The following is a 14,114-nucleotide window of genomic DNA, read 5'->3' as shown; positions in this document are numbered from 1 at the left end:
AGGCATGGCTACCACCGTTTCGAACGCCCCGTCCCGGCGTGACCGCAGGCGGACGGCACTGATCTCGGCGCTGCTTCTCGCATCCTCGGCGCTCGTGGCGCCCGCCTTCGCCCAGGAGGCACCGGCGGCCGGCGAAGCCTTCGCCACCCGCTTCTCCGGAACCACCGAGATCACGCTCGGCGACGGCTCCCGGCTGACGCTCATCGACGAGGACGGCGTGGTGGCCAGCGCCATCGACATCCGCAGCCCCGGCTTCACGGCCGACGGCCGCCACTGGGCGAACGAGCCCCAGCATCTCGCGGTTACCGCGGCCGAAATCGGCCAGGTGTTCGGCATCGCCATCTCGGACGACGCGGAACCCTCGATCTACCTCGCAGCAACCTCGGCCTTCGGCCTCCACCGCTTCGAGGACGGCAGCGACTGGCTGCCGGGTCAGTTCGGCGAAGGCGGGTCCGGCGCGATCTACGTGCTCAGCCCCGACAATGGCTACGCGCCGCAGCTCTTCACCATCATCGATCTCGACGGCCGCGAGAACAGCGGTGCGGCGCTCGGCAACGTCGCTTTCGACCGCGCCGTCGGGCAGCTCTTCGTTTCGGATCTCGAGACGGGCATGATCCACCGGGTGGCACTCGACGGCACCCACATCGATCGCTTCGACCACGGCACGCAGGGCCGGACCTCGTTCCTCGACGTGGCGAGCGGCACCAACAAGACACTCGCCGCAATCGCCTTCGATCCCGCCAGCACGGCCGCGCTGTTCGATTGCGCCGACGGCGCGGGCGCGCCCGCCGACTTCTCGCTGACGCCTTCGTGCTGGAACGTCGCCGACTTCCGCCGCCGCGTCTGGGGCCTGGCCGTGCACACCGATCCGGTCAATGGCGAGACCCGTCTGTTCTATGCCGTCTCCGGCGGCGACGGGCTCGGCGCAGCCGACTGGGCGGCGGCCGGCGAGGACGCGAAGAACGCCGTCTGGTCCGTCGGCCTCGACGCCAATGGCGGCTTCGACGCCGCCGACGTCCGGCGCGAGTTCATCCTGCCTGATTTCGGCACCGCCTCCGAAGGACCGCGCGTCGTGCCCGACATCGCGATCTCGCCGCAGGGCGAGATGCTGGTGGCCGAGCGCGGCGGCCTGCGCAATCTCGGTCTCGACAAGCCGCAGCCCTTCGCCGCGCCGAACGCAGCGCGCGTGCTGCGTTACGTGCATGCCCAGAACGGCACATGGGCGCCGCAGGGCCGCTACGACGTCGGCTTCGACGACCGCCGCAGCGTCGGCGCGCCGTGGCTGCGGGCGGGGGCGGCGGGCGGCGTCGACTTCGGCCACGGCTACGATGCCGCGGGCGCGATCGACCCGAACCGTCCCTACGACACCGCCTGGATGAGCGGCGACTTCCTCTGCTCGCCCACGGGCGCCTGCGTCGACCCGTCGACGGGCCAGCGCACGAACAAGGACGAGGTGCACGGCCTGCAGGGCACGCGTATCGCCGAGACCAGCGAAATCCTGCCCGCCGGCGCGACGGGTCCTTATCCGGCCAATGGGGACCCCTACCCCGCCAACGGTCCGCTCGCCTCCTATCTCGTCGATCTCGATACCAACGTGACGGCGGCCGGCGCCCCGGTCCGGCTCCAGGCCCTCAAGCACGACTCGACGAAGATCGGCGACGTCGAGGTGGTGCGCGGCGGCGGCGGGACCACGCCGCCCCCGGGCCTGCCGCAGCCGCAGGGCTATGACCTCGACATCGACAAGTCGGGGCCGCTGCAGTGCCTCGGCGGCACGCGTTGCGACTTCACCATCACGCTCACCAACCGCGGTCCGGGCGCCTTCTCCGGTCCGGTCTATCTCTGGGACTTCATGCAGCCGAACCAGGCGCCGCTGTCGGGCGTCAGCGGCGGCGACTGGTCCTGCTACGATCTCGGGACCGGCATCCAGTGCCTCAACCCGGCGCTGTCGCTCGGGGTCGGCCAGACGTCTTCCTTCACGCTCAGCATCGACATCCCGTCGCGCTATCCATCGGACGTGATGAGCAACTGCATCGCCGTCCAGTGGCTCTACGACGAGACCGGTGCGATCGACATGCTGGCGATCCAGTCGGCTCTGACGTTGCTCGGCTATGATCTCGGTACGGTCGACGGCGTGTTCGGACCGCGCTCCCGCGATGCGCTGGCGCGGTTCCAGGCCGACAACGGTCTGCCGGCCACCGGCGAGATCGACGAAAGCACGATTGCGCTGCTCTACCCGGGCCTCGTCGGCATCGCGGGCGATCTCGACGCCTCCAACGACGAGGACTGCCACGACGTGACGACCGACCGCCCGCAGCCGGTGCACTCCAAGTGGAACTCGCATCTCAAGATCGGCTCGCCGCACAACAAGGTGCAGTCGCATCTCAAGATCGGCTCTCCCCACAACAAGGTCCAGTCGCACCTCAAGGTCGGTTCGCCGCACGACAAGGTGCAGTCCCACCTCAAGGTCGGCTCGCCGCACAACAAGGTCCAGTCGCACCTGAAGGTCGGATCACCGCACAACAAGGTCCAGTCGCATCAGAAGTACGATTCGCCGCACAACAAGATCCAGTCGCACCAGAAGTTCGGCTCGACCATCCACGAAAAGAACGTCTCGCATCTGAAGGACGGCTCGCCGCACAACAAGGTCCAGTCGCACAAGAAGGCCGGCTCGTTCATCCACGAGAAGACCGTCTCGCACCTGAAGGACGGCTCGCCGCACAACAAGGTCCAGTCGCACAAGAAGGCCGGCTCGTTCATCCACGAGAAGACCGTCTCGCACCTGAAGGACGGTTCGCCGCACAACAAGGTCCAGTCGCACAAGAAGGCCGGCTCGTTCATCCACGAGAAGACCGTCTCGCACCTGAAGGACGGTTCGCCGCACAACAAGCTCCAGTCCCACCTGAAGCAGGGCTCGGACATCCACACCAAGAACGAGTCCCACCGCAAACAGGGCTCCGACGTCCACACCAAGAACGAGTCCCATCGCAAGCAGGGCTCGGACATCCACACCAAGAACGAGTCCCACCGCAAGCAGGGCTCGGACGTCCATACCAAGAGCGAGTCGCATCTGAAGACCGGTTCGCCGCACAACAAGGTGCAGTCCCACCTGAAGCAGGGTTCGGTGATTCACGACAAGCGCCAGTCCCACCAGAAGGACGGCTCGGGCAACGACCACTCCAAGCGGGAGTCCCACCAGAAGCAGGGTTCGGACGGTCACAGCAAGCGTGAATCCCACCAGAAGGAGGGATCGGGCAGCGTGCATACGAAGGAACAGTCGCACCAGAAGGAAGGGTCGCGCAGCCGGCACGGCAAGGAGGAGTCGCACCAGAAGGCGGGGTCGATCCAAATCCAGCCGGTTCTGCCGATCATCCCGCAGATCCAGTGACGTCCGCCATGACGGGCGGGACCCTGCGTCCCGCCCGCGTCCGCCACGCCGTTCCCAGCCTCTCCGGAGACAGCCAATGGGCTTTCGCTGTGCTTTTCACCTGTCGCTCGCGCCCGTGGCGCTCCTGACCGGCAGCCTTCTCGCCGGGTCCGCCACCGGCCTGGCCGCCGCCCAGAACACGATCAAGACCAACGAGGCCTATGTCGAGGAGGTGCTGCGCGCTCCGGAATTCGACATCCGCTCCATCGACGAGGTCTTCGACTACGTCTTCTCCAGCCTCGGCGACGCGGTGACCGTCTATCCGACGGAGAACTACTACTACTTCAAGTTCGTCCATGGCGGCGTGCCCTATGCCGGCAACTTCCGCCTCGACATCGCCGACCGCGACCAGGGGATCGTGCATTTCGCCTATTTCTCGGAGAACAATCCCTTCGTCGAGCAGGAGATCTCCGAGCACCGGGCCTACACCGAGCAGTTCGGGGTGAAGGTCGAGAAGAGGGGTGAACTCGACTATGCGATCACCGCGAAGGGGCGTATGGTCCTCTTCCGCCTCAACGACCTGCGCGGCGTGAAGCCGCCGGAAGCGATCGTGGCCGACGGCGAGCAGTATATCGGCCCGGTGTTCGACGAGTCCGGGGTGCAGATGTTCCTGATGTGGAACCCGGCGACGGAGACCTTCCACTACGTCCTCGACGAGTCCGTCGTCACCGAGAGCTACTTCCAGTCGAGCGCGTCGACCCAGGTCAAGATCGGCCGGCGCACCCACTTTGCCTGGTACAAGGACCGCTACCGCGAGCGCTGGATCCTGGTCGGCGTGCGTGCCGCCGAGACGTCGCTCAACACCTTCTTCGACGGGCCGTTCGACCAGCTGCCGGACAATTTCGTCGAAGGCAACGTGCTGCGCGACGCGCTTCTGACGCTGAGCCCGGAGGTCGAGGGGCAGATCGACCGGCTGGGCAACTCGCTCGACCTCAAGGGCCGGATGCTGGTGGACCCGTACATCCTCTATGACGACGAAGCCGAACTCGCCGCCTTCGACCAGTGTACGGCCGCAGCCGTCGACGAGGAGGGCTACTATCCGTGTCTGGCGGTCGGGCAGTCGAAGTAGCGGTGGCTCAGGCGCCGTCCTGCGTCGCGAAGTGCCAGTCGACGATCCGGCCGACCCAGGGCAGCAGGCCGGGAGCGCGCGGCTGCGTGCGCGTGACGAGCACCGGCTCGACGATCTCCGGACGCGCCTCGCCGGCCACGAAGGCGGCGATCCGAGCCTCGATCTCGCGGGCGGTCTGCTTCAGCGCGTAGCGGCGGATCACGACGACGCCGCGATCCGAACGCAGGACGCGATAGCCGGCTTCCCGCGGCGTGCCGGCCAGCGCGATCCCGGTTTCCTCGAGCACTTCGCGCTGCATGTTGGCATCGACGTCGGCCACGCCACCGACGAAATCCGCCGGCTCCAGCGATCCGCCGGCGAAGTAGACCTGGCCGGCATTGGCCGTCCAGGGCGCCATCCGGACCGTCAGCACCGCGCCGTCGGCGGTGACGGGAAGCGCCATCGCGAAGAGGTGGGCAGCCATGTCGGTCCGGCGCGCCAGACGCCAGTGCAGCAGCGATGCGTAGCGGACCTCGTGACAGTCTCCGACGAGGCGCCCGTCGTGGAGCGCCAGGCGGGAGAACAGGACGGTCCTTCCGTCGAACAGGTCGGGGTTGCGTGCAAGCTCCGCCTGCCAGTTCGCTTCGATCCCGGCGGCGTGCAGCACCTCGTAGGGATGCGGCTCGCCGACGAGCCGGAGCGTCACGTCCGGGGTCGGCAGCATGTGGTCCTGGGCGAAGCCGATGACGCTCATCGTCGGCTCAGGCCATGTCCAGCGTGACCGCCACGGGGCAGTGGTCCGACGCCTTGGGCCGGTCCCAGCCGGTGCGCGGGAAGCGTTCCACCGCCTGGCCGGGCGGAAAGACGGTGCGATACGGCTGGCCGTTGCGGATGATGTCGGGGACCGCACCCGGATTCTTGCGGGCGAGAGCCGGCGACAGCAGGATGTAGTCGAGCTGGCACAGGTGCCGCTCCTGCGGCCCGCGCGTATGGTAGAGCGTCCAGCGGTCGAGTTCCGGACGGCGCTGAACCACGTTCTCGCAGAAGCCGTCGGCCGTCAGCACGTCGATCGAACTGCCCGCCTCCCTGGCCACCCGGAAGCGCGGGGCATCCTCGTCGCCCTCGATGATGACGCGTTCGGCATAGTCGTTCAGGTCGCCGCAGATCACCCAGCGCCTGTCGGCCGTGCGGTCCTTGCCGAAGCGGTCCTCGATGATGCGGCGCACGGCCAGGGCTTCCGCGATGCGGACGGGCATCGTCGCCTCGCGGCCGGTCATGCCGTTGCGCGGGCTGCCCATCGACTTGAAATGGGCGGTGTAGATCGTCAGCGGCCGGCCGCCCACGGTCACGTCGATCTCCAGGCAGTCGCGGCGGAAGACCCGCTCGTGCGGGTCGTTGCCCAGTTCGCCGAGCAGCGGCGTGTGGAGACCGAGATCGTCGAAGGTGAGATGGGCGTGGCTGGACATGCGCACGAACTCGATCGGCTGGCCGTGCCGCGTCTCCTCGCGCATCATGACGGCGAGATCGATGCCGCGACTGTCGTTGCCGGGCGTCATGTATTTGTGGCGGTAGCCCTGCCCCACCATCTTGAACAGGTAGCCGTATTCGAAGGCCTTCAGCGCCTCGATGGTGTCGACCTCCTGCAGGCACAGGATGTCGGCCTTTGCGCGGGCGATCGCCAGCGCCGACAATTGTCGGGCGTCGTCGGTGTGGGCGATGGCACGGGCACGTTCCAGTTCGCGGTACTCGGCCTCGTTCTTCACCTCGAACAGGGCCACGGCCCGGTCCCGCCAGAGTTCGTTGCGGTAGCCGGAGAAATCGAACCTGGCCATCAGGTTCTCGATGTTGAAGGTGGCGATGCGAAGCGACATGACAGACCATTGCCCGCGCCCGCCAGGAATGACAAGCTCCGCCTCCGGTGCTTCGGAATTCCGGCCCGGAACCACCTTCGGTGCGCCGCGTTCATGTCGGGTTCAGGTTCCGGCCGTTATCCCTTCACCGATACGGATCTGGTCGACCGGACCAGACGAACGAGGAGAAAGCAGATGTCAAAGACGCCCAGAATGATCGGGTGGCTCTGCGCCGTGGTGGGCGCGGCCATGCTTGCGGGCACGGCGGGCGCTTCCGCACAGGACGGCGCCGGCATCCCCCGCTACCAGAACGAGAACATCTTCGGTGGCCCGGGTTACCAGGGTCACGGAGACTTTCGCTATCGCCACCACGACTATCGCGACGGCGACTACCGTCACGGCCACAAGCGTCACAAGTACCGCCACAAGTACCGCCACAGCGGCCCGAACGTCGGCATCTATCTCGGCGTGCCGGCCTACCGCTACGTGGAACCGCGCCGCTACGCCCCCCGCGTCAGCCTGACTCGCGCGCACATCAACTGGTGCGAGAATCGCTACCGCTCCTACCGCGCGTGGGACAACACGTTCCAGCCCTATCGCGGCCCGCGCCAGCAGTGCTGGTCGCCCTACAGCTGATCGGCAGTCCCGACGAAACGACGAACGGCGCCCTGAGGGCGCCGTTTCTGTTTCAGGGGAAGCCGTTCCCGTTTCGGGGCAACGCGTCAGAGCGTGATGCGGAACCGCGCGAAGCCGTCGGCGCCCTCGCCGGCCGCCTCGATCTTCACCCCCTTGACGTCGGCGATCAGATCCCTCGCCTTCGGACCGGTGTCGAAGAGCACCGTCGCTCCCTCGACCGGCGCGAAGGCCCAGTTGCCGTCGGCAGACGGGTTGATGGTGCCCTGCTCGACGATGTAGCGGACGATCACGTCGCGGTTGGTGTCCGGCGCCTCGAAGACGACCTTGGAGGCGTTGATCTCCGGGAAGTTGCCGCCGCCGCCAGCGCGGTAATTGTTCGACGCGACCACGAACTTCGCCGCCGGGTCGATCGGCTTGCCGTCGAAGGACAGGTCGACGATGCGGTTCGCCGACGCGTTCAGCACCGCGCCCTTCGGATCGTACTTGGCGGGCTGAGACAGGTCGATCCGGTAGGTCACCCCGTCGATGACGTCGAAATTGTAGGACGGGAAGTCGGGGTTGATCAGCGGCTGGTCGGCCTTGCCCGGTTCGACCTGGTTGAACATGCCGGCCGACATCTCCAGCCATTCCTTGACCTGCGCGCCGGTGATCACCAGCGCCCGGACGGTGTTCGGATAGAGGTAGAGGTCGGCGACGTTCTTGATGGCCACCGCCCCCGCCGGCACGTCGGTATAGTACTCCGGACCGCCGCGTCCGCCGGCCTTGAAGGGCGCTGCTGCCGAGAGCACCGGCAGGTCCTTGTGCTCGGAGTTCTTCAGCATGTCCTTGATGTACCAGGTCTGCGCCTGGCTCACGACCTGCACCGACGGATCGTCGGCGACCAGCGCGAAGTAGGAATAGAGCGGCGCCGCGGTCTCGCCCACCGGCGTGCGGACATAGGCGAGCGTCGCCTCGTGCTCGGCCTTGGTGGCGGCCAGCACCTCGGGCTTGCTCTCGACCGTCGGGACGATCTTGCGATCCTCCGTGCGGTTGTAGATGGGCCGCGCCTCGACGGTGAAGTCGACGATCTTCCAGCCCGACCCGTCCTTTTCGATCAGCAGGTCGACCAGGCCCATGTGCGAGCCCCAGAAGCCGCCCATCACGGTGGGCTTGCCATGGATCGTGCCCTTCACCGGATCGACGCCTTCGAGCCCGTCCCAGGTCTTCGGGCCCGGGAAGACGAGATGCTGGTGGCCGGTCATGATGGCGTCGATGCCCTCGACCGTGGCGAGGTGATAGGAGGCGTTCTCCATGCGCTCGCTGGCGGGGTTGGCGTCGATGCCGGAATGCGACAGCGCCACGACGATGTCGGCACCCTCTTCCTTCATCACCGGAACCCAGGCCTTCGCCGCCTCGACGATGTCGCGGGTCTGCACCTTGCCTTCCAGGTGGCGCACGTCCCAGACCATGATCTGCGGCGGCACGAAGCCGATGAAGCCGACCTTGACCGGGCTCTCCTTGCCGGCGCCGTCCTTCACCATCTTTTCCAGGATCACGTAGGGCTTGGCGAACAGATCGTCGTCCTTGGGGTCGGTCGCGAGCTGGCCCTTGGTCAGGTTGGCGCAGACGAAGGGGAAGGACGCGCCTGCGAGCACGTTGACCATGAAGTCGAGGCCGTAGTTGAATTCATGATTGCCCAGCGTGCCGACGTCGTAGCCGAGCACGTTCATCGCCTGCACGACCGGATGCTTGTCGCCGGCCTTCATGCCGCGCTCGTAGGCGATGTAGTCGCCCATGGGGTTGCCCTGCAGGAAGTCGCCATTGTCGACCAGCATGGAATTGCCGGCCTCGGCGCGGATCGCGTCGATGAGCGAGGCGGTGCGGGCGAGGCCCATCGTGTCGTTCGGCTTGTCGGCATAGTAGTCGTAAGGGTGGACGTGGACGTGGATGTCCGTCGTTTCCATGATGCGCAGATGCGCCTGGTTGGCCTGCGCGCGCGCCGCGAAGGGGTGCAGGACGACGAGGCCGCCGAACGCCGCGGCGCCCGACAGGAACGAACGCCGCGATAGGCGGTTGACGAGAATGGACATGGTGCCTCCTGAAGGGTCTCGCTTGACGTTAGCCGGCTGAAAGCGAGCGAGTGTCGCGCCGGTCTGTCAGGGAGTCCAGCAGATTCAGGAGACGGATTGATGACAGGGCGCAGCGGGCGTCGCTGACGCTGCGGCGCCCTGGCTCCGGCCTGTGAAGAAAGCCGTCGGTCGGTTCCGACCTGGATGAGGAGGGCGCGCGATGGAGATGCAGCTGCGGGCGATCGCCGACGTCGTCACCGGCTGGATCGAGGGCTGGCTCGTCCATGCGACCGATCCGTGGTTTCTCTTCCAGGTCGTGGCGGCGGCAATCCTGCTTGCCGTGGCCAAGCTTGCAGGCAGACGGATCGAAAGCGCGCTGGAGCGCCGGGCGCGCGCGATCCGTGGCCATCCGGGTCTGCTTCGGGTCCTCGTCGCCACCCTGCGAAGGGTCGACTGGATCGTCTTCGTCGTGCTGATGTTCCTGCTCGTCACCGTGCTGCGGGCCACGACATGGCCGAGCCGCAGCTGGCTGCTTTCGCTCCTCCTGTGGCTGGCGCTCGCCTGGGTCGTCGTGTCGATCGCCTCGCGGGTGATCCGCAACCGCCTCGCCGCGCGTCTGGTCGGCTGGGCGGTGTGGATCTACGCGGCGCTGGTCATCCTGGGCTTCGATGCCCGCGCCGCGTTTCTGCTCGACAGCCTGGCGCTCCCGGTCGGCCAGTCGCGGCTGTCGGCGCTGACGCTGCTCAAGGCGGCCGTCCTGCTGACGCTCGCCCTGTGGGTCGCCGGCGCCATCGGCAGCTATCTCGACGAGCGCGTGCAGCAGTCGAAGGACCTCACTCCGTCGATCCGCGTCCTGGTCGGCAAGGTCCTGAAATTCGGTCTCGTCCTGACCGGCGGCGCCATCGCGCTGACGTCGGTGGGCGTCGATCTCACCGCCTTCACGGTCTTCTCCGGCGCGGTCGGCGTCGGCCTCGGCTTCGGCCTGCAGAAGGTGGTCTCCAACTTCGTCTCGGGCATCATCATGCTGACCGACAAGTCGATCAAGCCGGGCGACACGATCTCGGTGGGCGAGACCTTCGGCTGGATCCGTGAGCTGCGGGCGCGCTTCGTTTCCGTCGTCACCCGCGACGGGCGCGAATACCTGATCCCGAACGAGGATTTCGTCACCCAGCGGGTGATCAACTGGTCGTTCAGCGACGAACTCGTGCGCCTCGACGTCGCGTTCGGCGTCTCGTACGACTGCGACCCGCACGAGGTCAGCGCGCTGGCGATCGAGGCGGCGATGGGGGTCGGCCGCGTCGACGTCGACCGGCGCCCGGTCTGCTGGCTTACCGGCTTCGGCGACTCGTCGCTGGATTTCGTGCTGCGCTTCTGGATCCACGATCCGCAGCAGGGGCTGACCAACGTGCGCGGCAAGGTGTTCCTGGCGCTGTGGGACGCCTTCAAGGCGAACGGCATCAAGATCCCCTACCCGCATCGCGAGGTGCTGGTGCGGCGCGATCCGGCGCGGCGGCTGCCGGATCCTTTCGAGGATTGAGCGCCGCGCCGGCCGTCAGGCCATTTCCGGCCTGATCCCCATCCAGGTGCGGTCGATCACCTCGCGCAGGGCGAAGGACGAGTTGATCTTGATGACGTGCGGCATTGCCGTCAGCCATTCCTTGTGGATGCGCTCGTAATCCTCGAGGTCGCGGGCGGCGATGCGCAGCACGTAGTCGTATTCGCCCGACATCAGGTGGCACGACAGGACGTTGGGGCAGCGCCGGATGGCGGCCTCGAATTCGGCCAGCGACTTCTCGAACTGGCCAGACAGCGAGATGTGGACGATCGCCGTCATCTTGTGGCCGAGCGCGCCGTTGGACAGCCGCGCATGATAGCCCTCGATGACGCCGCTCTTCTCCAGATGGTCGAGCCGGCGCGAGCAGGCCGACTGCGACAGGCCGACCTTCTCGGCCAGCGACGCGTTGGAGATTCGACCGTCCTTCTGGAGCGTGTCGAGGATGGCGAAATCGATCCTGTCCAGCCCCATGCGCGGCGATTCCTTCGACGATGACCCTGACCGGCGCAAGCAATAGCCGCGCAGCCGCCTCCCCGCAACCGACTTCGCAAACACATTCGACGCCGGATGTGGTTGAATCCGACGATCAGGGAACAGGCACCCCAGCTCAACGAGGAGGCTCACATGCGCGTCGGCTGCCCCAAGGAAATCAAGAACCACGAATACCGCGTCGGCCTGACGCCGGGCGCGGTCCGCGAATACGTCGCCCATGGCCACGAGGTGCTGGTGGAGACCGGCGCGGGCGCCGGCATCGGCGCCGACGACAACGCCTACCGCGCGGCCGGCGCCTCGATCGCCAGGACCGCCGCCGAGGTGTTCGAGCGTTCCGACATGATCGTCAAGGTGAAGGAGCCGCAGCCGGGCGAATGGGTGCAGCTGCGCGAGGGCCAGATCCTCTATACCTACCTGCATCTGGCGCCGGATCCGGAGCAGACCAAGGGCCTGATCGCCTCGGGCGTCACCGCGGTGGCCTACGAAACCGTCACCGACGAGCGCGGCGGCCTGCCGCTGCTGGCGCCGATGTCGGAAGTGGCCGGCCGCCTGTCGATCCAGGCCGGCGCGACCGCGCTGCAGAAGGCGAATGGCGGCCGCGGCGTGCTGCTCGGCGGCGTGCCGGGCGTTCTGCCGGGCAAGGTCGCCGTGATCGGCGGCGGCGTCGTCGGCCTGCATGCGGCCAAGATGGCGGTCGGGCTCGGCGCCGACGTCACCATCATCGACCGCTCGATCCCGCGGCTGCGCCAGCTCGACGACATCTTCAACGGCCGCATCCACACCCGCTACTCGACCGTCGAGGCGCTGGAGGAGGAGTGCTTTTCGGCCGACATCGTGGTCGGCGCCGTGCTGATCCCCGGTGCTGCCGCGCCGAAGCTCGTGTCCCGCGAGATGCTGTCGGGCATGAAGAAGGGCGCGGTGCTCGTCGACGTCGCCATCGACCAGGGCGGCTGCTTCGAGACCTCGCACGCCACCACCCATGCCGAGCCGACCTACGGGGTCGACGGCATCATCCACTATTGCGTGGCCAACATGCCGGGTGCGGTGCCCGTCACCTCGGCGCATGCGCTGAACAACGCGACGCTGTTCTACGGGCTTCAGCTCGCCGACAAGGGTCTGAAGGCGCTGGTCGACGACCACCATCTGCGCAACGGCCTCAATGTCCACAAGGGGCGGATCACCAACCGCGCCGTGGCCGAGGCGCTGGGCTACGAGATGGCCGAGCCGCAGGCGGCGCTGAAGGCCGCCTGATCCTACGACACCTTCGCGCACCCTCCCGCGCGAAGCGTGCCGGCCCGCCGGTCTGCACCGCCGGCGGGCCTTTTCGTGCCCGAGACGAGGCGTGCGGGTACTCAGTCCCAGGCCTCGACCTCCGCCTGCGAGGTGCCGACCGGTACGAATCCCATCGTCTGGTAGAGCTGCAGCGCGCGCGGGCTGTCGAGCGAATTGGTCTGGATGATCAGCGTCTTCGGATCGTGCTGCCAGGCGGCATGCAGCGCGCAGGACAGGAAGAACTTCGACAGGCCCCTGCCCTGGAACTCGGCCATCAGGCCGAAATACTCCACCTCCGCCTGCTCCGGCGCGCGCGACAGGTCGATCTCCACGAAGCCCGCCGGCGCGCCGTCGACGTAGAGCACGTCGATCAGCGTCGTCGTGGCGTGGATGACCGCCGCCAGCGCATCGTCGTCCATCCGGCGGCGCAGTTCCCAGTGATGCGGCCGGCCCACCCGCTCGTAGAGGTAGCGGTAGAAATGCAGCGGCATCTTCGGCGCGCGCATGACGGCGAGCTGCGCGCCGAGCGGCGCCGGCACCCGGTGCGCCGGCCGCGCGGCCATTTCGAGATGGGTGATGCGGGCGGTAAGCATGCGGGCCGTCATGGCGGTCAGGCCTTTCCCGTGGCGACCGGCGTGTCGGGCCGTCCGCCCCATTCGGTCCAGGATCCGTCGTAGAGGCGGGTGTCGGCATGGCCGAGCGTCTCCAGCGCCAGCACCAGCACGGCGGCCGTGACCCCCGAGCCGCAGGAGGTGACGACCGGCTTCGTCAGGTCGATGCCGGCGGTCTCGAAGGCTGCACGCAGTTCGTCGGGCGGCAGCAGACGGCCGTCGCGGCCGAGCGACAGCGCCGGCACGTTCCGGGCGCCCGGCATGTGGCCGCCGCGCACGCCCGCGCGCGGCTCCGGATCGACGCCTTCGAAGCGGCCGGCCGGGCGGGCGTCGGCGACCTGGGCCGTCCCCGTCTCCACCACCCTGCGCATCTCGTCGAGCGAGGCGACGCGGCCGGGGTCGAACGCGACCTCGAACAGGCAAGGGGCGACCTTCGTCGGCTTGTCCGTCACGAAGCGCCCTTCCCGCTTCCAGCGGTCGATGCCGCCTTCGAGGATGCGCACGTCCTTTGCTCCCATGATCCGGAACATCCACCAGACCCGCGGCGCCGAGAACAGGCCCGGCCCGTCATAGACGACGATGGTGTCGTCGCGGCCGATGCCCATCGAACCGGCGAAGGTGGCGAAGACCTCCGGCGGGGGCAGCGTGTGCGGCAGCGTCGATCCGGGCGCGACCACCACGTCCTGATCGAAGAAGACGGCGCGCGGGATGTGGCCGGCCTCGTACTCCGCCCTGGCGTCACGACCCTGCGCGGGAAGGTACCAGGAACCGTCGACCACCGACAGGCCGGGATCGTCGAGATGCTCGGCGAGCCACCCGGTCGAGACGAAGAAATCGGTCATGATCGTCGGCCTCCTGTTCGGCTGCGCGTGTCTGCCCCAAGGTCTCGCATGTTCGCCGACGGTCCGGAAGACGGAAAGCGGCGTTGCGGTCGCCGGGGAGCGTCCGCTTCATTCGACCCGGGGCGGAATCGCCGCAGCGAAACATCCCCGCAGCGACCCGCTCGCAGGGTGCGGAATTCCGGGGACGGTCTCCTTCGTTCGCGATCGTCCGACGCGCCGTCCCGAGGGGCGTGATCGCGGACGAAAACCGGGGCCGGTTTCCTCAATCCGGCACCGGTCGCCGCGCTTTCGCGGTCGGTTTCAGGTCGAATGAAGCAGACTGTCCCCGCATTTCCG

At 67.6% G+C, this 14,114-nt stretch carries 11 protein-coding genes; 5 read left to right on the top strand and 6 right to left on the bottom strand.

The genetic code is table 11. The features are described 5' to 3' along the window. Positions 1-4 precede the first annotated feature (4 nt). Together IAI54_RS28800 and IAI54_RS04835 are read left to right on the top strand one after the other, a co-directional pair. Positions 5-3,385 carry a peptidoglycan-binding domain-containing protein gene (locus tag IAI54_RS28800; protein WP_210321211.1) on the top strand — a complete coding sequence of 1,127 codons (3,381 nt, stop codon included), beginning with the start codon at positions 5-7 and terminating at the stop codon, positions 3,383-3,385. A gap of 76 nt (positions 3,386-3,461) precedes the next feature. Then, positions 3,462-4,493: a hypothetical protein gene (locus tag IAI54_RS04835; protein WP_187971277.1), complete on the top strand. Its 1,032-nt coding sequence runs from the start codon at positions 3,462-3,464 to the stop codon at positions 4,491-4,493. Positions 4,494-4,500: 7 nt separating this feature from the next. On the opposite strand, the gene IAI54_RS04830 is transcribed toward IAI54_RS04835, so the two are convergent. Then, complete coding sequence (locus IAI54_RS04830; protein ID WP_187971276.1) at positions 4,501-5,226, bottom strand: hypothetical protein; 726 nt, start codon at positions 5,224-5,226, stop codon at positions 4,501-4,503. Between the two features lie 7 nt (positions 5,227-5,233). Further along, a complete protein-coding gene (locus IAI54_RS04825; RefSeq protein ID WP_187971275.1) occupies positions 5,234-6,343 on the bottom strand; it encodes an endonuclease/exonuclease/phosphatase family protein in 1,110 nt (369 codons plus the stop codon). A gap of 174 nt (positions 6,344-6,517) precedes the next feature. Here IAI54_RS04825 and IAI54_RS29200 point away from each other — a divergent pair, with 174 nt between their 5' ends. Further along, on the top strand, positions 6,518-6,958 hold the full coding sequence (locus tag IAI54_RS29200) for a BA14K family protein (protein ID WP_338021489.1): 441 nt from the start codon (positions 6,518-6,520) through the stop codon (positions 6,956-6,958). 86 nt (positions 6,959-7,044) lie between these two features. On the opposite strand, the gene IAI54_RS04815 is transcribed toward IAI54_RS29200, so the two are convergent. After that, the gene (locus IAI54_RS04815) at positions 7,045-9,027 is read right to left on the bottom strand and encodes a bifunctional 2',3'-cyclic-nucleotide 2'-phosphodiesterase/3'-nucleotidase (protein ID WP_187971274.1); all 1,983 of its coding nucleotides are present in this window, start codon (positions 9,025-9,027) and stop codon (positions 7,045-7,047) included. A 199-nt stretch (positions 9,028-9,226) separates the two neighbouring features. On the opposite strand from IAI54_RS04815, the gene IAI54_RS04810 reads away from it, so the two are divergent. Continuing rightward, positions 9,227-10,543, top strand: a complete 1,317-nt coding sequence (locus tag IAI54_RS04810; protein WP_235679254.1) for a mechanosensitive ion channel family protein — start codon at positions 9,227-9,229, stop codon at positions 10,541-10,543. 15 nt (positions 10,544-10,558) lie between these two features. On the opposite strand, the gene IAI54_RS04805 is transcribed toward IAI54_RS04810, so the two are convergent. Further along, on the bottom strand, positions 10,559-11,032 hold the full coding sequence (locus tag IAI54_RS04805) for an Lrp/AsnC family transcriptional regulator (protein ID WP_187971273.1): 474 nt from the start codon (positions 11,030-11,032) through the stop codon (positions 10,559-10,561). Positions 11,033-11,185: 153 nt separating this feature from the next. Between IAI54_RS04805 and ald the strand changes: the two genes are divergently transcribed. Next, positions 11,186-12,304, top strand: a complete 1,119-nt coding sequence (gene ald, locus IAI54_RS04800; RefSeq protein ID WP_187971272.1) for an alanine dehydrogenase — start codon at positions 11,186-11,188, stop codon at positions 12,302-12,304. A 101-nt stretch (positions 12,305-12,405) separates the two neighbouring features. Here ald and IAI54_RS04795 read toward each other — a convergent pair whose 3' ends face one another. Together IAI54_RS04795 and sseA are read right to left on the bottom strand one after the other, a co-directional pair. After that, on the bottom strand, positions 12,406-12,930 hold the full coding sequence (locus tag IAI54_RS04795; RefSeq protein WP_187971271.1) for a GNAT family N-acetyltransferase: 525 nt from the start codon (positions 12,928-12,930) through the stop codon (positions 12,406-12,408). 5 nt (positions 12,931-12,935) lie between these two features. After that, entirely contained in the window at positions 12,936-13,778 is an 843-nt protein-coding gene (sseA, locus tag IAI54_RS04790; RefSeq protein WP_187971270.1) for a 3-mercaptopyruvate sulfurtransferase, read from the bottom strand. Positions 13,779-14,114 lie beyond the last annotated feature (336 nt).

This window comes from Aquibium microcysteis, from assembly GCF_014495845.1.
Taxonomy (GTDB): Bacteria; Pseudomonadota; Alphaproteobacteria; order Rhizobiales; family Rhizobiaceae; genus Aquibium; species Aquibium microcysteis.
Note: the sequence above shows the minus strand (reverse complement) of the source record. Positions and strands in the feature narration are given on the sequence as shown.